The sequence below is a fragment of the Kitasatospora sp. NPDC001159 genome (genome assembly GCF_053598235.1).
On sequence record NZ_JBSFJV010000005.1, the window covers coordinates 17,828 to 34,874 of the forward strand.

At 71.1% G+C, this 17,047-nt stretch carries 24 protein-coding genes; 14 read left to right on the top strand and 10 right to left on the bottom strand.

Features of this window, described 5'->3' with window-relative positions; translation table 11 throughout:
* Nucleotides 1-36: 36 nt before the first annotated feature.
* From ACWC9T_RS04220 to ACWC9T_RS04235, 4 genes are all read right to left on the bottom strand, one after another.
* Nucleotides 37-726 (bottom strand): TetR family transcriptional regulator, encoded by a 690-nt coding sequence (locus ACWC9T_RS04220; protein ID WP_449819505.1) that lies wholly within the window; start codon nt 724-726, stop codon nt 37-39.
* 83 nt (nt 727-809) lie between these two features.
* Nucleotides 810-1,508 (bottom strand): HAD family hydrolase, encoded by a 699-nt coding sequence (locus ACWC9T_RS04225; protein WP_449819506.1) that lies wholly within the window; start codon nt 1,506-1,508, stop codon nt 810-812.
* Nucleotides 1,505-2,725, bottom strand: a complete 1,221-nt coding sequence (locus ACWC9T_RS04230; protein WP_449819507.1) for an oxidoreductase — start codon at nt 2,723-2,725, stop codon at nt 1,505-1,507. The genes ACWC9T_RS04225 and ACWC9T_RS04230 overlap by 4 nt, the downstream gene beginning before the upstream one ends.
* A complete protein-coding gene (locus ACWC9T_RS04235) occupies nt 2,719-3,705 on the bottom strand; it encodes a ScbA/BarX family gamma-butyrolactone biosynthesis protein (RefSeq protein ID WP_449819508.1) in 987 nt (328 codons plus the stop codon). Before ACWC9T_RS04235 ends, ACWC9T_RS04230 begins: the two co-directional genes overlap by 7 nt.
* Nucleotides 3,706-3,912: 207 nt before the next feature.
* Between ACWC9T_RS04235 and ACWC9T_RS04240 the strand changes: the two genes are divergently transcribed.
* Nucleotides 3,913-4,560 carry a ScbR family autoregulator-binding transcription factor gene (locus ACWC9T_RS04240; RefSeq protein WP_449819509.1) on the top strand — a complete coding sequence of 216 codons (648 nt, stop codon included), beginning with the start codon at nt 3,913-3,915 and terminating at the stop codon, nt 4,558-4,560.
* A 174-nt stretch (nt 4,561-4,734) separates the two neighbouring features.
* Here ACWC9T_RS04240 and ACWC9T_RS04245 read toward each other — a convergent pair whose 3' ends face one another.
* Entirely contained in the window at nt 4,735-6,036 is a 1,302-nt protein-coding gene (locus tag ACWC9T_RS04245) for an MFS transporter (RefSeq protein WP_449819510.1), read from the bottom strand.
* 122 nt (nt 6,037-6,158) lie between these two features.
* Between ACWC9T_RS04245 and ACWC9T_RS04250 the strand changes: the two genes are divergently transcribed.
* Entirely contained in the window at nt 6,159-6,536 is a 378-nt protein-coding gene (locus ACWC9T_RS04250) for an ArsR/SmtB family transcription factor (RefSeq protein WP_449819511.1), read from the top strand.
* Nucleotides 6,537-6,674: 138 nt separating this feature from the next.
* Entirely contained in the window at nt 6,675-7,253 is a 579-nt protein-coding gene (locus ACWC9T_RS04255; protein WP_449819512.1) for a dienelactone hydrolase family protein, read from the top strand.
* Between the two features lie 87 nt (nt 7,254-7,340).
* Here the strand turns inward: ACWC9T_RS04255 and ACWC9T_RS04260 are convergent, their stop codons facing one another.
* Entirely contained in the window at nt 7,341-7,787 is a 447-nt protein-coding gene (locus ACWC9T_RS04260) for an Lrp/AsnC family transcriptional regulator (RefSeq protein WP_449819513.1), read from the bottom strand.
* A gap of 93 nt (nt 7,788-7,880) precedes the next feature.
* Here ACWC9T_RS04260 and ACWC9T_RS04265 point away from each other — a divergent pair, with 93 nt between their 5' ends.
* Both ACWC9T_RS04265 and ACWC9T_RS04270 read left to right on the top strand, forming a co-directional pair.
* Complete coding sequence (locus ACWC9T_RS04265) at nt 7,881-8,696, top strand: LLM class flavin-dependent oxidoreductase (RefSeq protein WP_449819514.1); 816 nt, start codon at nt 7,881-7,883, stop codon at nt 8,694-8,696.
* Nucleotides 8,693-9,130, top strand: a complete 438-nt coding sequence (locus ACWC9T_RS04270; protein WP_449819515.1) for a nucleoside deaminase — start codon at nt 8,693-8,695, stop codon at nt 9,128-9,130. Before ACWC9T_RS04265 ends, ACWC9T_RS04270 begins: the two co-directional genes overlap by 4 nt.
* A gap of 10 nt (nt 9,131-9,140) precedes the next feature.
* Here ACWC9T_RS04270 and ACWC9T_RS04275 read toward each other — a convergent pair whose 3' ends face one another.
* A complete protein-coding gene (locus ACWC9T_RS04275; RefSeq protein WP_449819516.1) occupies nt 9,141-9,518 on the bottom strand; it encodes a hypothetical protein in 378 nt (125 codons plus the stop codon).
* An 81-nt stretch (nt 9,519-9,599) separates the two neighbouring features.
* On the opposite strand from ACWC9T_RS04275, the gene ACWC9T_RS04280 reads away from it, so the two are divergent.
* Nucleotides 9,600-10,091, top strand: a complete 492-nt coding sequence (locus ACWC9T_RS04280; protein ID WP_449819517.1) for a hypothetical protein — start codon at nt 9,600-9,602, stop codon at nt 10,089-10,091.
* Nucleotides 10,092-10,340: 249 nt separating this feature from the next.
* Here ACWC9T_RS04280 and ACWC9T_RS04285 read toward each other — a convergent pair whose 3' ends face one another.
* On the bottom strand, nt 10,341-10,664 hold the full coding sequence (locus tag ACWC9T_RS04285) for a DUF6191 domain-containing protein (protein WP_449819518.1): 324 nt from the start codon (nt 10,662-10,664) through the stop codon (nt 10,341-10,343).
* A 90-nt stretch (nt 10,665-10,754) separates the two neighbouring features.
* Here ACWC9T_RS04285 and ACWC9T_RS04290 point away from each other — a divergent pair, with 90 nt between their 5' ends.
* From ACWC9T_RS04290 to ACWC9T_RS04310, 5 genes are all read left to right on the top strand, one after another.
* Nucleotides 10,755-11,138 carry a VOC family protein gene (locus ACWC9T_RS04290; protein WP_449819519.1) on the top strand — a complete coding sequence of 128 codons (384 nt, stop codon included), beginning with the start codon at nt 10,755-10,757 and terminating at the stop codon, nt 11,136-11,138.
* A 241-nt stretch (nt 11,139-11,379) separates the two neighbouring features.
* Nucleotides 11,380-11,946, top strand: coding sequence for a lytic polysaccharide monooxygenase auxiliary activity family 9 protein (locus ACWC9T_RS04295; RefSeq protein ID WP_449819520.1), 567 nt, complete (start codon nt 11,380-11,382; stop codon nt 11,944-11,946).
* Between the two features lie 111 nt (nt 11,947-12,057).
* On the top strand, nt 12,058-12,564 hold the full coding sequence (locus ACWC9T_RS04300; protein WP_449819521.1) for a hypothetical protein: 507 nt from the start codon (nt 12,058-12,060) through the stop codon (nt 12,562-12,564).
* Nucleotides 12,565-13,007: 443 nt separating this feature from the next.
* Entirely contained in the window at nt 13,008-13,454 is a 447-nt protein-coding gene (locus ACWC9T_RS04305; protein WP_449819522.1) for a glycine-rich domain-containing protein, read from the top strand.
* A 34-nt stretch (nt 13,455-13,488) separates the two neighbouring features.
* Nucleotides 13,489-13,716 (top strand): hypothetical protein, encoded by a 228-nt coding sequence (locus ACWC9T_RS04310; protein ID WP_449819523.1) that lies wholly within the window; start codon nt 13,489-13,491, stop codon nt 13,714-13,716.
* 184 nt (nt 13,717-13,900) lie between these two features.
* On the opposite strand, the gene ACWC9T_RS04315 is transcribed toward ACWC9T_RS04310, so the two are convergent.
* Both ACWC9T_RS04315 and ACWC9T_RS04320 read right to left on the bottom strand, forming a co-directional pair.
* Nucleotides 13,901-14,092, bottom strand: coding sequence for a DUF397 domain-containing protein (locus ACWC9T_RS04315; protein ID WP_449819524.1), 192 nt, complete (start codon nt 14,090-14,092; stop codon nt 13,901-13,903).
* 10 nt (nt 14,093-14,102) lie between these two features.
* On the bottom strand, nt 14,103-14,951 hold the full coding sequence (locus ACWC9T_RS04320) for a helix-turn-helix domain-containing protein (protein ID WP_449819525.1): 849 nt from the start codon (nt 14,949-14,951) through the stop codon (nt 14,103-14,105).
* A 190-nt stretch (nt 14,952-15,141) separates the two neighbouring features.
* Between ACWC9T_RS04320 and ACWC9T_RS04325 the strand changes: the two genes are divergently transcribed.
* From ACWC9T_RS04325 to ACWC9T_RS04335, 3 genes are all read left to right on the top strand, one after another.
* Nucleotides 15,142-15,504 (top strand): ATP-binding protein, encoded by a 363-nt coding sequence (locus tag ACWC9T_RS04325; protein WP_449819526.1) that lies wholly within the window; start codon nt 15,142-15,144, stop codon nt 15,502-15,504.
* Nucleotides 15,505-15,521: 17 nt separating this feature from the next.
* The gene (locus tag ACWC9T_RS04330) at nt 15,522-15,755 is read left to right on the top strand and encodes a hypothetical protein (protein ID WP_396253557.1); all 234 of its coding nucleotides are present in this window, start codon (nt 15,522-15,524) and stop codon (nt 15,753-15,755) included.
* Between the two features lie 154 nt (nt 15,756-15,909).
* Entirely contained in the window at nt 15,910-16,983 is a 1,074-nt protein-coding gene (locus ACWC9T_RS04335) for a hypothetical protein (protein ID WP_449819527.1), read from the top strand.
* Nucleotides 16,984-17,047 lie beyond the last annotated feature (64 nt).

Genomic DNA, 17,047 nt, shown 5'->3' on the forward strand with positions numbered 1-17,047 from the left:
CAGCATGACACAAGAATTCGTTCTAGAAGGTATTTTTTACGGCCCTGAAACAGGGCCCGGGGCAGGGCCTGCCGCAGAGCCCGGGGCGGGGCCTGCGGCGGGCCCTGGAGCGGGACCGCCCTGGGGGCATGCGGAGTTCGGTCCTCCGTTCCCCGTCAGCGCCGTGAACAACAGCCGCCACAGCGGCTCCCCGCCGGGCGCGCCCGCGATCTCGGCGCACCCGGCGGGCGCGTTCAGCAGGCCGTACATCACGATCATCAGCAAGGCGGCGACCAGCTGCGGCGAGTGCCCGGGGAAGCCGCTGCCGCGCTGGGCCCGGCGGACCAGTTCCGTCAGGGCGTTGTGCATCTCGACGAGGACACCGGAGAGCGACTGCGCCAGGTTCGGGCAGTCGGCCGCGAGCCGGAGCGCGGCCCGCAGCCGCACGTCAGACTGCAGCCGGCCGGCGAAACCCGCTACGACGCGTTCCAGGACGCCCCCCGGGTCGGCGCCCGGGGCGTCGTACTCGGCCCGCAGACTCGTCCAGGTGTGCCGGGACTCGTTGATCAGAACCCCGGCCAACGACCTCTTCGAGGGGAAGTGCCCGTACAGCGCGCCCTTGGTCATGCCGATGCGCTCGGCCACCGCGTTGAGCGTGGTGCTGCTGTAGCCCTGTGAGGCGAACACCTCCGCCGCGGCCGTCAGGATCTTCTCCCGTGTGCGTCGCGCCCGTTCCTGTTTGGCCATGTGTGTGCCCTCCGTAGTTAACGAGAGCACATACATACCATCGGGACGGAATGTTATCGCAGTCTTCCGGTCCGCCGAGCTGATCACGCGTGTCCCGCCTCCAACGGCCCCCGGCGGGCCGGGGTCACCGGCCAGCCGAAGCGTCCCGCCTCCTCGTTCAGCAGCGGGGAGTCCCCCACCACCACCGGCCGCCCCACCGCGCGCAGCAGGGCGAGGTCGCTCTCGTGGTCCCCGTACGCGAAGCAGTCGGCCGGGTCCGCGCCGTGCTCGCGCATCAGCCGGACCGCGGCCTCGGCCTTGGCCTGCCCGATCATCGGACGCCGCACCTCGCCGGTCAACACCCCGTCGGCGTCCACCAGCAGTTCGGTGCAGACCAGGGTCGCGCCCAACTCCTCGGCCAGCGCGGCCAGGAGAGGGCGCATCGAGCCCGAGACCAGCACGACCCCGCGGCCCGCCGCCCGGTGCTCGGCGACGGCGGCGAGCGCGGGCAGCACGAAGGCCGTACCGCCGAGGCGGTACTCCCCGTACCAGCGCCGGCCGGCCGCCTCCAGCTCGGCCAGCGGCACGCCGGCGTAGCGCCGGTAGTAGCGGCGGTTCAGCGCCTCGCGGTCGGGGGCCGCCGCGACCTCGGACGACAGGTCCGGGAGGTCGGCGGCGACCCGGCCGGGGTGCCGGTCCTGCCAGTACCGCCAGAACGCGACCGGGCTCTTCTCGGCGATCACGGTCTCGTCGACATCGAAGAAGGCGAGGGCCGGGCGCACCCGCAGGGCCGCTCCGGTCAACGGGCACCCCGGTTCGCCAGGGCCGCGTCCGCGTACGCCCCGGCCGCCGTTTCGAGGTCCAGGGCGCCGTGCCCGGCGGCGGTCGTGACGTCCCGCCAGGCGCGCTGCACCCGGCTGTCCGAGGACTGGCCGCGCATGCCGGAGGCGTGGAAGAGCTCGTCCACCGCCTCCCGGCACATGGCGGCCGCGGCGGCCGCGTCCCGGCGGTTCTCGGCCACCGAGAGCGGCGTGACCGCGCCCCGGTCCGCGCGGTCGGCGGCGTGCTCCAGCAGCAGGCCCGCCGCGTGGATCTGCGCGGAGGTGCGGGCGAGCAGCAGGCTCCGGCCGGGCTTGCCCGGCGCGGTCGGCCCGCACTCGTCCGTCCAGGCCTGCAGCGCCGCCCTGGCCGCACCCAGCGCCGGTGCCGCGAAGATCAGGCCGGCGACCATCGGGTACGGGACGCGGTGGCAGCGGGCCGCGTCGGGCAGCGGGCTCAGCAGCGCGCTCAGGGTGAACGAGCGGTGCGCCGGGACGACCACCCCGTCGCCGACCACGCTGTTGCTGCCGCTGCCCCGCAGGCCGACCGGGTCCCAGGTGTCCCGGACGGTCAGCTCGGCGCGCGGCACGGCGAAGATCCGGTGCTCCCGGATGCCGTCCGGCCCCAGGGTCCAGGAGGCCAGCAGCACCCACTCGGCGTGGTCGACACCGCTGGCGGTGCGCCACTCGCCGTCCAGCCGCCAGCCGTCGGCCACCTCGGTGGCACGGCCCTGCGGCGGGACGATCGAGGCGGCGATCCGGACGTCCGGGCCGTCCGCCCAGAGGTCCCGCTGCCCCTGTTCGGGCAGGTAGGCGGCCAGTCGGCCGTGCGCCGCGAACAGGGCGGCGCACCAGCCGGTGGCGGCGCAGGCCTCGGCGGCGGCCGAGGCGTCGGCGAGCAGGCCGGCGAAGCTCCCGGCCGCACCGCCCCAGCGGGCCGGGACGAAGTGGCGCGGGAAGCCCGCGTCGACCAGGGCATCGGCGACCTGCGGGGTGAGCCTGCGCTGCTCCTCGGCGGTGTGGGCGTCATGACGTGCGAGCTTGGCGAGCAGGTTCAACGCCTCCTGGGGGCCGGCTGTGTTCCGGCCATCCTGCGGTTGGTCGGCGGCCGTCAGGTCGGTGGTCAGCGGGGTGGTCAGGTCGGTGGTCCAGGCGGTGGCGCGGGCGGTGGCCCGGTGGGGGGCCGCGGGGGCGTTCAGCACGCCGCCCCCAGCAGGGTCCGGACCGGCTCGACCGCGCCGCAGCGGACCGTGGCGCGGGCGAGTTCCCGCTCGCCCTGGTGGGCGCGCAGGGTGAAGACGCCGAGGCCGGCGGGCTCGGCGGTGATCGCCACCGGCGCGTCCAGCTCGCCGAAGGCGGTGAACTCCACCGTGAGCAGCGTGACGCCGCTGGCGCCCGGCCGGTGGTCCGCTGCGGCGACCCGGCCGACCTGCCGGAACGCCTCGACCAGCGCCATGCCCGGCACGTGGTCGGACTCGTGGTCGAACAGCACCGGGTGGTCCAGGTCGAGCCGCAGCCACCAGGCGTTCGCCCGCACCGGGTCGGCGGCGATCAGGACGTCCCGCTCGGTGCGCTGGCCGACGGTGGCCGGCGACAGCGCGATCCGGGGCGGCTCGGGTAGCGCCGAGGCGTGGGGCTCGCGGCCGCGGTGGCGCAGCATGGTGTAGCGGCTGGGCTCCATCGGCTCCCAGCGCAGCCGGGTTCTACCGACCGCTCGGTGCCGGACCAGGACGTCGGCCTCCAGCTCCAGGCGCAGACGCCGGGCGCCCTCGGCGGGGCGGCGGCAGATGACGTCGAGCCCGACGGTGAGGTGCTCCGGGCCCACCGGGGGGAGCGCCTCGGTGAGGTCGACGGAGGCCTCGCTCAGCACGAACGGCATGCCGTACGGGATGTCGAGGAAGCGGTGGGACAGGTGGATGGCGGTCTGGCGGGTGGTCTCCACCAGCATCACGGGGTCGGCTGCGGGGCCGCCGTGGTCGGCCATGTAGTGGTCCCGGTCCCAGCGGGCCGCGACCGCGAACCGGTCGGCGCCGAGCCGCTGCGCGTCCGTGAGCAGCACCTCCGCGTCGGCCGCCTTGTGGACGGACGCCCGCGGGACGCGGCGCTCGAACTCCATGGTCTTCCAGTGGTGCTCCGGCCCCGGACGGCCGGTCATCAGTTCAAGTCCAGGTACGACGTGCATGAGCAGATCCCCCTCCTGGCTCGCCGTGCCAGCCCATGCGCCGGTATCGTCCCGACGCGGCACGTGGCGACGTCGGGAAATATACCTTCAGGAAGGAATCTTGAGGGGTAAGTTTTTTGTCATCGAACACGACCGAACACGACCCACCCGCACCACACTGCCCACCCATCACGGCGCCATGCCGACCGACGACGGAGAGTTCCCCGCATGCCGGAGCCGCAAGCCATTGTCTTCTCCCCGCTCAAAACCCCAGTTCGGCGGGGTTCCGACCCCAAGCAGGAGCGCTCCGTCAGGACCCGGCAGCGGGTCCTGATCGGGGCCGCCGAGCTCTTCACCGAGCGGGGTTTCCGCCAGACGTCGGTCAAGGACGTCGCCGACCGGGTCGAGATGACCAAGGGCGCCGTGTACTTCCACTACCCGACCAAGGAAGCACTGGCCGTGGCGATCGTGGAGGAGCACTACGCACGTTGGCCGAAACTGCTCGATGAGGTCGCCCGGGAGGAGCTCGGCCCCCTGGAGACCGCCGCCCGGATGCTGGACCGGGCGGCCGTCGCGTTCCAGGACGACGTGATCGTGCAGGCCGGTGCCCGGCTGCAGATCGAACGGCCGCAGATCGACGTCGAGTTGCCCACCCCGTACGTCGACTGGGTCTCTCTGCTGGAGTCGCTGCTGACCTCCGCGCAGGAGGCGGGCGAACTGCGCGCCGACGTGGTGCCGGGGCGCGCGGCGCGCTCCCTGGTGTCGGCGTTCTTCGGTTCGCAGCACGTCTCCGACGTTCTCAGCGGACGGGCCGACGTGGTGGCCCGTTGGCGGGATCTGAGCGATCTGCTGTTCCGGGCGATGCGGACGGAGTGAGCCGCTCCGTCCGCGTCGCGCCCGCCTGTCGTGAACGGCGGCGGTTCGGCGGCCGTTCGTCGGGCGTGAACGGTGGACGTTCAGCCGCCGTGAACGGCAGACGCCCGGGGGCGGAGCACCGCTGGGCAGCCGGTGCTCCGCCCCCCGGGAGGGCGCGCTGTCTCGTACGGCCGGTCAGGCCGGGTCCGTCACCTGGCGCTTGGTGGAGAGGACCACCAGGCCGCCGATCACCGCGAGGGCGGTCAGGACGGCGCCGAAGATCGTGGCGCCGTTGGTCAGGCCCACCGCGTCGCTGAGGTAGCCGGCCGAGACCGGCAGGATGCCGGCCGGGATGTAACCGCCCACGTTGAGGGCGGCGTTGGCCTCGGCGAGCCGCTGCGGCGCGATGGTGGAGTTGAGCAGCGACAGGCCGCCGAGCTGGCCCATGCCCTGGCCGGCGCCGGCCAGCAGCGCGGCGGTGATCAGGACCGCGACCGCCTCGGAGTGCACCGCGATGATCAGCGCGACCATGCTCAGCGTGGTGCTCACCGCGCCGGCCGTCAGGATGGTGCGGCGGCGCAGCTTCTGGACGGCGAACTGCACGCCGGTGGCGGTCAGGAACATCACGAAGGCCATGGCGCCGGCGACGATCCGGTTGGTGGTGCCGAGCAGACCGGACAGCAGCGAGGGGCCGAGCGAGAGCACGAACGAGGTGGCGGTGATGCCGGGGGCGAAGACCGCGATGCCGAGGGCGAGCTGACGGCCGTTGCCGCTCGGGACGCCGGGCACCCGGATCCAGGCGCCCTTGCCGCGGTTCTCGGGGCGACGCACCGGCATCCGCAGCACGACCAGCACGGCGCTGGCCAGGACCACGGCCTCGACGATGAACACGGTGACCGTCGGCCCGGGGGCCAGCTCGGAGAGCACACCGGCGAGCAGCGGGCCGAGGCCGGCGCCGAAGACCATCGCGCAGGAGGCGAGCAGGGCGGCGATCCGCTTGCGCTCGGGTCCGGCCACGTCGGTGACCGCGGCCATACCGGCCGAGACGACCGCGCCGACCGCGATGCCGGTGAACAGTCGCGCCACGATCAGCGCGGCCACGCTGGTGGCCGTTCCGAAGATCAGGCAGGCGGCGAGGCCGAGTGCCAGTGCCGGGAGCAGGACGGGCTTGCGGCCGACCCGGTCGGAGACCACACCGGAGACCAGCAGCGAGCCGATCAGGCCGACGATGTAGAACGCGAACACCACGGTCAGGGTGCCCTTGGAGAAACCGATGTCGTGCTGCCACAGCACGTACAGCGGCGTGGCCGCGTTCGACAGGACGAAGACGGCGGTGACCGGCCAGGCGGCCAGCCATACCCACCACAGCGGGGTGGCGGGCTTGGCGGCGACGGGGGTGGTGGCGGCGGTGGCCTTGGCGGTCGCGGTGGCCTTGGCGGTCGTGGTGCGCTGCACCTCCTCGACGGCCCGGACGGGTGCGGTCCTGGTCTCGGACATGGCGGTTCCTCCCGATCTGACTGTTGGCTCTCCAGCAGTACGAGTCGAGTCGAACTTAGCATGCAGTACGATTCAAGTCGTACTACATAGGAACCGAGTTATGAGGAGTTGAGGAGCTGCCTATGCCTACGACCACGGCCCACGCACCCGCCTTCAAGGTGCTCCCAGAGCCGTCCGACCTGCCCGAACCGCTGGCCGAGCCGACCGTCGAGGAGCTGCGCCTGGAACACGTCATGGGTGCGCTCAGCGACCCGCTGCGGCTCACCATCGTCCGCAAACTCCTGCTGGAGTCCGAGGACTTCGACCACTCCTGCGGCTGGTTCGGTCTCGACCGGCCCAAGTCCTCGCTCACGCACCACTTCAAGGCGCTGCGCGAGGCGGGGGTGACGCGCCAGCGCCAGTACGGGCTGGAGCGCCGCAGCCACGTCCGGGTGGACGACCTCAACGCCCGCTTCCCCGGGCTGCTCGACCTGGTCGCGGCCTGGACCCCGCAGGCCTGACCAGGGCCTCGGCCCCCGGCGGGTAGGGCCGCCGGGGGCCTCTCCGCGTTGGTCGCACTGTGGCGGCCGGGCGGTCGGGCGGGGATGCGGGATCATGGGTGGGTACCCCTGATCTCATTCGCCGAAGGACCTCGAACCGTGGCCCAGATCGTCCTCTTCCACTCCGCCCACGGGCTGCGCCCGGCCGTGCACGCCGCCGCGGACCGGCTGCGCGCCGCCGGGCACACCGTGCACACCCCGGACCTGTTCGAAGGGCGGACCTTCGACGACTCCGAGGCCGCACAGGCCTACCAGGAGGAGATCGGCGGCAGCGACGAACTGCTGAAGCGGGCGGTGACCGCGGTCGCCCCGTTCTCCGAGGGCGGGCTGGTGTACGCCGGATTCTCGCTCGGCGGCGCGGTCGCGCAGAACCTGGCGCTCGCGGACGAGAAGGCGCGCGGACTGCTGCTCCTGCACGGCACCTCGGACCTGCGGGAGGACGCGGAGACCTCGATCCCGGTCCAGCTGCACATGGCCGACCCGGACCCGTACGAGCCGGAGGACTGGCTGAACGCCTGGTACCTGCGGATGCGGCGGGCCGGCGCCGAGGTCGAGGTGCACCGCTATCAGGGCGCCGGACACCTGTTCACCGGCGCGGACCTGCCCGACTACGACGAGGAGGCTGCGGAGCGCGCCTGGGCGGCGGCGCTGGACTTCCTCGCCGAGCTGGAGGACTGACCCGCCGTCGTGACCGTCGGCGCAGGAAGCCGGACCGGCCGACGTCCTGCGCTGCGGGAGCGGTTCGCCGCCCCGGCCGTACGGGCCTCAGGGTCGCGCCGGGCCGCGGCGGGGGAGGGGCTGGCTGTAGACGACGCTCGTGGTGGTGCTGCCGAAGCCGGCGAGTTCGTCGACGAGGGTCTCCAGGTGCTCCATGGAGGTCGCGGCCACCTTGAGGGTGTAGCAGTCGTCGCCGGTGGTGCGCAGGCACTCCAGGATCTCGCGGCGGTCGGCGAGCAGGCGGTGCAGCGGCTGGTGGCGGTTGCCCGGGTACTTCAGGCGGACGACGGCGAGCACCGGGTAGCCGACCTTGGCCAGGTCGACGGTGGCGCGGTAGCCGGTGATGACGCCCAGCGACTCCAGGTTCCGCACCCGTTCGGTGGTGGCGGAGGGGCTCAGGTTGACCCGCCGGCCCAGCTCGCTGAGGGAGATCCGGGCCTCCTGCTGGAGCTGGTCGATGATCGCCCAGTCGGTGTCGTCGAGATTCGTGGTCATCGGGCGATATTACCGGGAGATTCGCGGTGGGCGCTGGCTTCCGCCGGGAGGATTCGGTTCCGTGCGGGGTCTGCCCGGGAATAGCCTCTGGGCATGCAACTTGGCGTCAACGTACCGAACTTCGGACCGGGCACCGACCCCGGCGTGCTGCGCGAATGGGCGGGGGTGGTGGAGGGGACCGGGTTCGACCTGCTGATGGTGTCGGACCACGTCGCCGTGACCGCGGACGTGTCCGAGCGGTACCCGGAGCCGTTCTTCGACCCGTTCGCGACGCTGTCGTGGCTGGCCGGGGTGACCGACCGGCGGCTGCGGCTGGGGACGACGGTGCTGGTGCTGCCGTACCGGAACCCGCTGCTGGTGGCCCGGATGGCGAGCAGCCTGCACCGGCTCAGCGGCGGGCGGTTCGTGCTGGGGGTCGGGGTCGGCTGGGCGCGGCAGGAGTTCGACGCGCTCGGGGTGCCGTTCGGGAGGCGGGGGCGGCTGACGGACGAGTACCTGGGTACGGTGCGGGAGGCCTGGCGGGAGCAGGGGGACGGTGCCGCTGCTCCGGTCTGGGTCGGCGGGCACAGCGAGGCGGCGATCCGGCGGGCGGTCGAGTTCGGTGACGCCTGGCATCCGTTGCGGCTGCCCGTGGAGCGGATGCGGTCGGTGCTGGCGAGCCACGCGCTGCCGGGGTTCGCGCCGCGGATCGCGCTGCGGCTGACGGAGCACCCGGTGGGCGACCCGGAACGGCCCGCCGGGGTCGGTGACCTGGAGCAGGTGGTGGGGGACCTCCGCGAGCTGCGCGAGCTCGGCGCGGAGGCGGTGGTGTTGGATCCCTACCACGGGGACCCGGAGGAGACCCGCCGGCCCGAGGCCGCGTGGCGGGCGCTCGGGGCGGTGGCCGGGGAATGGAGGAAGGCCTCGTGATCACGACTGCTGACGAGGCGCTGCTGCGGCGCGCGATCGGGGTCGCGGCCCGGGCGGTCGAGCTGGGCGACGCTCCCTACGGCTCGCTGCTGGCCGGACCGGACGGGACGGTCCTGGCCGAGGCCCACAACACCGTCCGGCGGGACGACGACATCACCGCGCACCCCGAGCTGAAGCTCGCCCGCTGGGCCGCCCGGGAGCTGGACCCGGAAGTGGCCGCCCGCACGACCATGTACACCAGCTGCCAGCCCTGCGGCATGTGCGCGGGCGCGATCGTCCGCTCCGGCCTCGGGCGGGTGGTGTTCGCGCTGGCGACCGAGCAACTCGTCGAGCTCAACCCGGAGTCGGGCGCGTGGCCGGTGGTGCCGCAGGACGGTCCGGCGCTCTTCGAGACGGCGCGCGGGCCGATCGAGGCGTACTACCGGCGGAGTTGATCCGGCGCGACTACCAGATCAGCACCCCGCCGCCGACCGACAGGGCGCGCTGGGCGGCGTCGAGGATGTGGTCGAGGCGGCGGGCGATGGTCTCGGCGAGGCCGCCGTTCGCGACGGTCGAGCTTGAGCGGGCGGCGATCGTCCCGGCGTCGTTCCGCAGCAGTTGCACCTCCTCGATGAACTCCGGGACGTCGCCCGGGGCGACGCGCAGATCGGTCTCGGCCAGTTGCGGGAAGAACCGCGCGCCCAGGGCGCGGGCGGCCTCCGAACCCCAGACGGTGGTGCGCCAGCTCTCGAAGCCGGCGAGGTCCGAGGAACCCTCGGGGACGTCGAGGACGTGGTACTTGCCGCTCTCGTCCGTGGTGAAGACATCGACAGACAGACTCATGCCGGAAGTCGAGCATGTGATCGATTCGCCGGTCCAACCGTTTCCCGGCGGACCGGCGCCGGGTCTGGCATCGTCGGGCGGATGAGTCGTGCGGACGAGCAGGGGAGCCCGGCGGAGGACCGGTGGGTGTTCGGGCTGGAGGAGATCCCGGCCTGGGACGAGGACGAGGACGGGGAGGTACGGGCGGTCGCCCCGGCGATGAGCCGGACCGTGATCAGGGCGCCCGAGGGGACGCACGAGTCGCTCTTCTGGGCGGCGGACGAGTTCGTCGCCCAGTGCGGGCCGGACTGGACGGTGTCGGCCGTGCTGCTGGAGTGGCTCAGGATCGAGGCCGGCGAGGCGACGAGGCTGGGGGTGGAGAGCTGCCTCCTGGAGCGCGTCTCGGCCGATCGGGTCCGGCTGCACGCCACCTTCAGTCAGTGGGAGCAGGCGGACGTCCCCATCGCGCAGGTCCGGCGGATGCTGATCGACCTGGCGCACTTCCTCACCCGGGAGGAGCGCAAACCCCTGCCCGCCTGGCGGATCAGGCGGCTCGGCGAGCGGGACTTCACGCGCAAGCGCCGCACCGGATAGCGGTCGGCGGGGCGCGAGTTCGCTCATCCGGCTCGCTCCTCCACCCGGTTCCGCCCGTCGTCGCGCACGACGAGGACTGAGACAGCGGATCGCGGTACACGGCGGCCCCTCGCACGGGTGGCTGATCACGGAGCGGCGCGGGAAGTCGGGTGGGCCGACTTCCCGCGCAGGAGGTGACAGGGGCCCGCTCACTCGGGGATGTCGTGAATGCGGCGGAGCTCCCACGAGGAGAGGCAGGTCTCGGCTGGGCTAGCGCCGCGCTGGGATGACGGCGGTGCCGGCGGCCAGGTCGATGCCCGCACGGGGCGGGGCACCGTCGTGCTCGTCGTCGCGCAGCGTGAGTCGGGCCTGACGCTGTTCGATCTGGACGCGCTTGTTGGCGTTGAAGAAGGCGTGCAACTCCTCGGTCGCGGTGGCGCCGAGGCCCGTGCCGCCGGGGCGGGTTCGGGCGGCGAGGCGGCGGGACAGCCAGCCGGGGTGGCCTGATCGCACCACGAGGTGGCGGATCGAGGCCAGTGTGAAGGGCACGATCACCAGGATCGCCATGAAGAGCAGGCCTGCCATCGGCACCATGCCGACCCAACGTGCGCGGGTCGCTGGTCTGTTCCTGGCTGAGCGTCAATTCAGTGTGGTGAAAGGGTTATCGATGCTTTGGTGGTGCGCATGAGCGATGAGAGTGCGGCGCCCGCGCGGTTCAAGGACCTGGCACTGGATGCGACCGATCACCAGCGGTTGGCCGACTGGTGGTGTGCGGCGATCGGATATGTGCGCAGGCAGTCGATCGATGGAGTGGAGCTGCCGGACGGGTGGGGAGTTCCGATCGTCGATCCGGTCGGGAACGGTCCGTTGATCTGGATCAATCCGGTGCCGGAGCCGAAGACGGTCAAGAACCGGATGCACCTTGATGTGTGGGGCGACGCGGGCCGGCTGGCGGCCCTGGGGGCGACGGTGCTCCGGGCGCCCGACGACGAGATCCGGTGGCATGTGCTGGCGGACCCCGAGGGGAACGAGTTCTGCGTGTTCGCCCCGCCGGGCGAGGTCGACTGATGACGCAGGACCGGACGGTGGTTACAACACGACGGCCTCATATGGGTGACGTGCGCGATTTAGCCGTGCACGGTGAGTAGCCTGCGAAGCATCAATCTCAGCCGGGCAAACGGAGGCTGCTCATGTGTCGGGCCTGCTTCGGCCCGCTGAGCAGCCGTGACCTTGCCCTGCGCATCGACTCGGAGAGGAGATGGAAATGGCTGCGAAGAATCACGGCGAGGCGGCCCCCAGGCACGGATGGATGACGAATCCCCGCTCTCGCGCCGACATCCACTTCAACGGCGGCTGGCCGTCCAACGGGCTGGAAGCGGGCAAGTTCTTCCCGGCGACCCAGGTCGGGTTGCAGGACCCGGACGCCCCGGGGGATGTCAGGAGCGGACCCAAGCCGGTGCCGCCGGACGGCAAGATCGCCAGCGGCGGGAGTGAGCCGGCCGGCGCGGTGCTCGACGAGGTGCGGGACTGGCCGAAGGTGGATCTGCCGTCCGGCACGGAGGTTCCCTTCCAGTGGAACTTCTCGCAGAAGCACCGGACGCGTCGCTACAACTACTTCGTGACCCGGGAGGGTTGGGACCCGAGCGTCCCGCTGAGCCGCGCCCAGTTCGAGCCTGAGCCGTTCGCGACGTACAAGCCGTACGGCGACATCAAGTTCGAGGACATGCCGGACGCTTCCAACGACCCGCACCTCAGCAAGCCGCACTCGGTCAAGCTGCCGGAGCGTTCCGGCTATCACGTGATCCTCGGCGTGTGGGAGGTGGCCGACACCGGTCACGCCTTCTACCAGGTGATCGACGTGAACTTCATCCGGTAGTACCGGTGGGGAGGCCGTCCGCAGCCGGCGGGCGGCCTCCCCGAGGCCTGCCTGAGCCGCGATCGCAGACAGGGGCGGCGGCGGAGGAAGCAGGAATGGCAGGATCCTGGCGTGGATGCGTTCAGGATCGAGGACTACCGGCCCCAATGGCTCAACGGGCTTTCCGCCGTCGCGGCATCCCAGGGCCAACGGCTGCGAACGCTCATCGGGCGGTCGCTGACGCGGGCCTGGTTGGCCTGGGACGTCCGAGACGATGAATGGTTCGCCGATGGCCCCGTTCTGCTCGATTTCGACGGGGAACAGGTCGAGGTCAACCACTACAAGTTGGACGACCTGGCGATCACCTGGAACACCATTGATCCCCACGAGCCGGCTCGCTGGCCTGGCTTCGACGTGCGGTGGCGGCACGAGGCGTACCCCGAACTGTGGTCCCTCCAAGGGCAGGTGTTGCGGGACCTTGAGCTTCTCGAATGGACGGGGAGCGACCTTGCCCGGGGGACCGTTGCCGTGAGCTTCGTCTTCTCCGAGGCTCGACTGACCGTTTTCAACGCCCTCGATGAGAACGGGCTGGACTTCGGTCCGCCTGACCCGAGGTACTGGCGTCACTCGCTTCGCTGAGGCGCAGCCGGCGGGTTGCCGGGCGGTGGTTGCGCAGGAAGTCGGACGGGCCGACTTCCGGAGCCCGGCTGATCGCTTCACAATGATCTGCGGACAGGGCAAGCGGAGGTCAAGCTGTGACGGAGCCGCTGATGCATCACGAGTGAACGGAGCCGGTCCGGATGCAAGACGTCCTGCCGCTGTGCAGCCAGTCACCTTTGCGGCCTGGCACGACCGCGCTTCCGGTCGACGCTACGTCACGCTGGCCGAACTCTTGGTACGCCTGGGGAGCTTCGGGCTGGATCTCAAGTGGCGGGCTCGGATCGATGAGGCCCCTTCGCACCCTACGTCCGCCCGCATCGAGGAGGCCTGCACTTACGCCCCCATCGGCACGCTGGATCTACTGGCCATGGTTGCGCCGGACCAGCAGACCGTCGACGGGGACTTCGCAGGCTGTGCGGACGGTGAGCATCGACAACCACCCCGGAATGCTCGCCGACACCGCCGAACGCATCGTCACCGAAGCGCTGAAGTTCGTCGTCACCGTCGGCACGTTCCCCACCGTGCGCGTCACGCCGTCCAACGTCGTCGACGAAGGATGGCACGCCCTCATCCTCCACACCCGCTCCTACGCCGGACTGTGCGAACGGCTGGGCGGGTTCGTCCACCACTACCCCGAGCGTCCTGACCTGGCGCGCCACGACCCCGACGCTCTCGCGCGGACCGTCGCCCTCATCGAACAGGCCGGGTACACCCCCGACCACCAATTGTGGGTCGGTCCGACCCGCGCCCTGGTGGCCGTGGCCGCACAGTGCTCCCACACTCCCGTCCCCGGCGGATGCGGACCCATCAACCCCGGAGGGTGCGCTTCACATTGCAACGGCGGGGGCGGGGGCGGCGAAGGTAGCTAACCTGGGCCCCACCGAACACGGAAGGGCGGGATCCATGGACGAGAACGAAGCCCAGCGGGTGGCCGACAGGCTCCGCCGTCTGGGCGTCCGGGGAATCGTCTCCCCCGAAGACCCGGACAAGCCGAACGGGCAATGGCGGGTGTACGACAGTACCGACCTCGTCACCCGGCGGGACATCACCGACGAAGCACTGGCGATCATCAAGGGCATGTCCCGTGGAACCGGTCCGGCGCGAGGATTCGTCGTCCCCAGCTCTGGCTGAGCAACACTCCGAAGATGGCCCCGTCCGGGTTCGTCTGGGCGGGGTTCGCCTCCGTGCGCAGCGATGCCGTGACCTTCTGGATGGGCGCGCGGCGGCCGATGGCGTACCGCTCGGTGTGCGGCGGGAGTCGGCTTTGTCCGGCGGCCCCTCGCGCGATTGGGCGCGAGGGGCCGCCGGGGTGTGGTCAGGCGTGGTGGTCGAACTCGCCGACCTTGATGCCTTGGAGGAGGGCGGCGAGGGCGGTGGGGGTGGTGCGGAGGATGGTTTCGCCTTCGTCGGACTCGCGGAGTTCGACCAGGCTGTCGGCCTTACGGACCTCCACGCAGTCATTGCCGGACCCGCTGAAGGATGACTTCTGCCACTCGGTGTAGGTCATGTTCGGCCTTTCATAGGCTCTGTGCGATCTTGCGAATCAGGCTACGAGACTTGCTCTCGCTCAGCGCCATCGATTCGGTGCGGGCGAAGATGGATCGATAGCTGGTGAGCTCGTTGACGGCATCCATGTAGACGGGGCCGCGGGAGGACTCGATCTCCACGGTGTCGAGTTCCGGCACCTTGCCGAACGCGTAGGTGAGGTTCTCAACAGCTCCAGGGAAGGTGTCGATGTCGAATGGCACGACTCGGATGGTCATCCATGTCTGCTCGGAGTCTTCGAGCAGACATGCGAGCTGCTCCCGGAGGATCTCAGTGCCGCCGAAGCGGGTCCACAGCGCGGATTCGTAGATGAAGAAGGTCATCGGCTTCTGATCGCGGCGCAGATCGGTCTTGCGATGCATTCTGAACGTGGTCCGCGCCTCCAACTCGTGTCGAGGAAGCGGAGGGACCAAACGTCCGAACGTTGACGACGCATAACTGATCGTCTGGCAGGGGCCAGGCATGTGGGTGAGTACCCACAGCATGAGGCTGTCTGCGCTCTTCTCAAGCTCGGCGACCTCAAGGAAGCCGTCCGGGATGGTGCCGCGATACTCCTCCCACCAGCCCTTGGAGCGGTCCTGAACCATGGACTCCAGGGCGTCGATCAGGGGCTCGTTCATGCACTTGCAGGCGGCGGCGAAGGAGCGGAGCCGCTCCGGGCTCACACCGACCTTGGCCGCCTCTATCTGACTGACCTGAGTCCTGTCGATGCCGAGATCTCTGCTGAGGGTGGAGGTCGATAGCCCGGCGGCTTCGCGCATCTTCCGAAGTTCGGTTCCGATACGGCGTTGACGGAGCGTCGGGCTGAGTCGTGGCGGCATTGGTTCCTTCCTTGCCGAGGTGGCCCAAGTCTGCCGCGCTCCTTGGCGCGGGGTCCACTTGAGGGTGAAGTTATTCGAAACCGGAATCACATGTGATGTCGGGTGTTGTATGGTCGATGTCACATCGATCCGGTTGATCGTCAACTCCGGCTGTCATCAAGCCACTTCATCGCATCTCGGGAGTACTCCCATGCGTCACATCAACACGCCCTCGCTCGCCATCTCCCGGCAGTCCCTCCGGGATGCCATGGGTCGGGTCGGGTACCCGCCCTCCGTGATCGCCGACGGGGAGCTCGCGCTCGTCGAACTCCTCGTGAACGCCTGGCGGCACGGCGCCACCCCGGCGCCGGTCGTCCAGATCCTCGCGATCCACCGCACGCTCCGGGTGGCCGTCGCGGACGAGAGCCCGACCATGCCGGAGCGGTGCATGCCGGGCTTCCTCGCGGAGTCGGGGCGGGGGCTCCAGCTCGTGGAGGGCCTGACCCACCGCTGGGGCGTGGACCTCCAGGAGAGGGGCAAACTCGTCTGGTTCGAGCTGGACTCCGTCGCGTGAAGCGCCAGCGTCGGCCGATGACGCCGACGGATCCGCGCATCCGGGGCTACCGGGACGAGCACGTCCTCGCTCTCCTCGGTGAACTCCACGAGCGGGGCAAGAAGTTCGGGCTCGTCTGGCCGTCGGCCTCGACGGACCGCACGCTCGACGGGCGGGTCCTCGTCCGGTTCAACACGGCGCCGGTCTCGACCCTGCTCAACCTCCTCACCCTGCTCCTCGACGCCGAGCGAGACCGCCCGTGCGATTCCTGATCGGGGCGGCGTTCGCCGTCCTCCTCGCCCTCGCGTTCGCAACCGTCGCCCTGGGCGTGATCACCGTCCTCCGCGCGACCCCTCCGGACGAGGATTCCTGACCTCCGCCAGCCCCCGCCGCCCGTGCGCCGGGGGCTGCGGCACGATGGATGCCATGCGCACCGACCACTACGCACCGGCGAACACTCTCCTCGGCCTCCTGCAGCGTGGCCGGGGGCAGGGCGCGCTGATAGCCGCCGAGGGCCCGGCTTCGGCCGCCCATCTGATCTACGGCTGCATCCGCTGGGAGTGGCGCTGGGACTCACAGGTCGACGACCGGCACCTCTACCTGGCCCGGCTGATCCGGGACCTGGAGCTGCCGCTCGGCCCGGTGATCGACATGCTCGCCGTGGACGAGGACACCCGGGACCGGGCCACCGGCGTGCTGGAGCTGCTGGCGCTGGGTGGGTCGGAGGAAGCCCGGGGGGCGTTGCCGGGATACGTGCCGGATCCGGAAGAGGACGGGCTGTCCCGACGTCGCATGAAGCGAGGGGACCCGTGCCCGGAGCGGGACAGTGCGAGCCTGCTCGACCTGCTGCGTGATCCGGAGGCGTCCGAGGGTGCCAAGGTGACCGCTCTCCGGGCGCTGTCGCTCCGGCCGCCGGAGCCCGCGCTGATCCCGCTGGTGCCCGAGCTCGGCGCCACCGAAGGCACCCGGCCGCTGCCCCAGCTGGGCCGGGCGGTCGAGCGGCTGGCCGAGCAGGCCGTACCGGCCGCCCGGGAGTGGGCGGCCTCGGGCCGGGAGTGGCTCGCCTGGGCGGGATTCGCGGTGCTGGCCGCCCACGGCGACGAGAGTGACGTGCCCACCTTGATGGCCGCGCTGGAACAGCAGTGGGTGGACCAGGCCTGGTGCGGACCGGACACGATCGCCCGTGGGTTGGCCCGGTTCGGCCCCAGAGGGGCGGACGCGGTCTCGCTGCTGCGCCGCTTCTGGCTGTGGACGCCGCACTCGTACGAGCGCCCGGCGTACCTGGAGGCCCTGGCGGCGATCGGTTCGGCAGGCATGGCCGAGGCGTACACCGAGTCGCTCTGGGACTGTGAATCCGATGCCCGGCTGTTGGGGATCGAGCACGCTCCGGAACGGCCCGAGGTGAGCGCCCGCCTGGTCTGCCTGCGCGACGATCCGATGGAGGAACCGGCGGTCCGGGAGGCCGCCGCGGTGCGACTGGCTCGGGGCGAGGCGGGCTAGAGTAGACGCGTGAACGTGTGAGTGATGGTCCGGACCCCGAGAGGTGTTCCGGGCCACATCCATT

Bases quoted from the DNA above. Each gene is read 5' to 3' on its own strand.
- ACWC9T_RS04280 (WP_449819517.1), top strand. From the start codon at position 9,600: ATGAGTCGTGCGGACGAGCAGGGGAGCCCGGCGGAGGACCGGTGGGTG.
- ACWC9T_RS04240 (WP_449819509.1), top strand. From the start codon at position 3,913: ATGCCGGAGCCGCAAGCCATTGTCTTCTCCCCGCTCAAAACCCCAGTT.
- ACWC9T_RS04335 (WP_449819527.1), top strand. From the start codon at position 15,910: ATGCGCACCGACCACTACGCACCGGCGAACACTCTCCTCGGCCTCCTG.
- ACWC9T_RS04235 (WP_449819508.1), bottom strand. From the start codon at position 3,705: ATGCACGTCGTACCTGGACTTGAACTGATGACCGGCCGTCCGGGGCCG.
- ACWC9T_RS04220 (WP_449819505.1), bottom strand. From the start codon at position 726: ATGGCCAAACAGGAACGGGCGCGACGCACACGGGAGAAGATCCTGACG.
- ACWC9T_RS04260 (WP_449819513.1), bottom strand. From the start codon at position 7,787: ATGACCACGAATCTCGACGACACCGACTGGGCGATCATCGACCAGCTC.
- ACWC9T_RS04325 (WP_449819526.1), top strand. From the start codon at position 15,142: ATGCGTCACATCAACACGCCCTCGCTCGCCATCTCCCGGCAGTCCCTC.
- ACWC9T_RS04275 (WP_449819516.1), bottom strand. From the start codon at position 9,518: ATGAGTCTGTCTGTCGATGTCTTCACCACGGACGAGAGCGGCAAGTAC.
- ACWC9T_RS04295 (WP_449819520.1), top strand. From the start codon at position 11,380: ATGACGAATCCCCGCTCTCGCGCCGACATCCACTTCAACGGCGGCTGG.
- ACWC9T_RS04320 (WP_449819525.1), bottom strand. From the start codon at position 14,951: ATGCCGCCACGACTCAGCCCGACGCTCCGTCAACGCCGTATCGGAACC.
- ACWC9T_RS04250 (WP_449819511.1), top strand. From the start codon at position 6,159: ATGCCTACGACCACGGCCCACGCACCCGCCTTCAAGGTGCTCCCAGAG.
- ACWC9T_RS04290 (WP_449819519.1), top strand. From the start codon at position 10,755: ATGAGCGATGAGAGTGCGGCGCCCGCGCGGTTCAAGGACCTGGCACTG.
- ACWC9T_RS04265 (WP_449819514.1), top strand. From the start codon at position 7,881: ATGCAACTTGGCGTCAACGTACCGAACTTCGGACCGGGCACCGACCCC.
- ACWC9T_RS04245 (WP_449819510.1), bottom strand. From the start codon at position 6,036: ATGTCCGAGACCAGGACCGCACCCGTCCGGGCCGTCGAGGAGGTGCAG.
- ACWC9T_RS04285 (WP_449819518.1), bottom strand. From the start codon at position 10,664: ATGGTGCCGATGGCAGGCCTGCTCTTCATGGCGATCCTGGTGATCGTG.
- ACWC9T_RS04330 (WP_396253557.1), top strand. From the start codon at position 15,522: ATGACGCCGACGGATCCGCGCATCCGGGGCTACCGGGACGAGCACGTC.
- ACWC9T_RS04310 (WP_449819523.1), top strand. From the start codon at position 13,489: ATGGACGAGAACGAAGCCCAGCGGGTGGCCGACAGGCTCCGCCGTCTG.
- ACWC9T_RS04315 (WP_449819524.1), bottom strand. From the start codon at position 14,092: ATGACCTACACCGAGTGGCAGAAGTCATCCTTCAGCGGGTCCGGCAAT.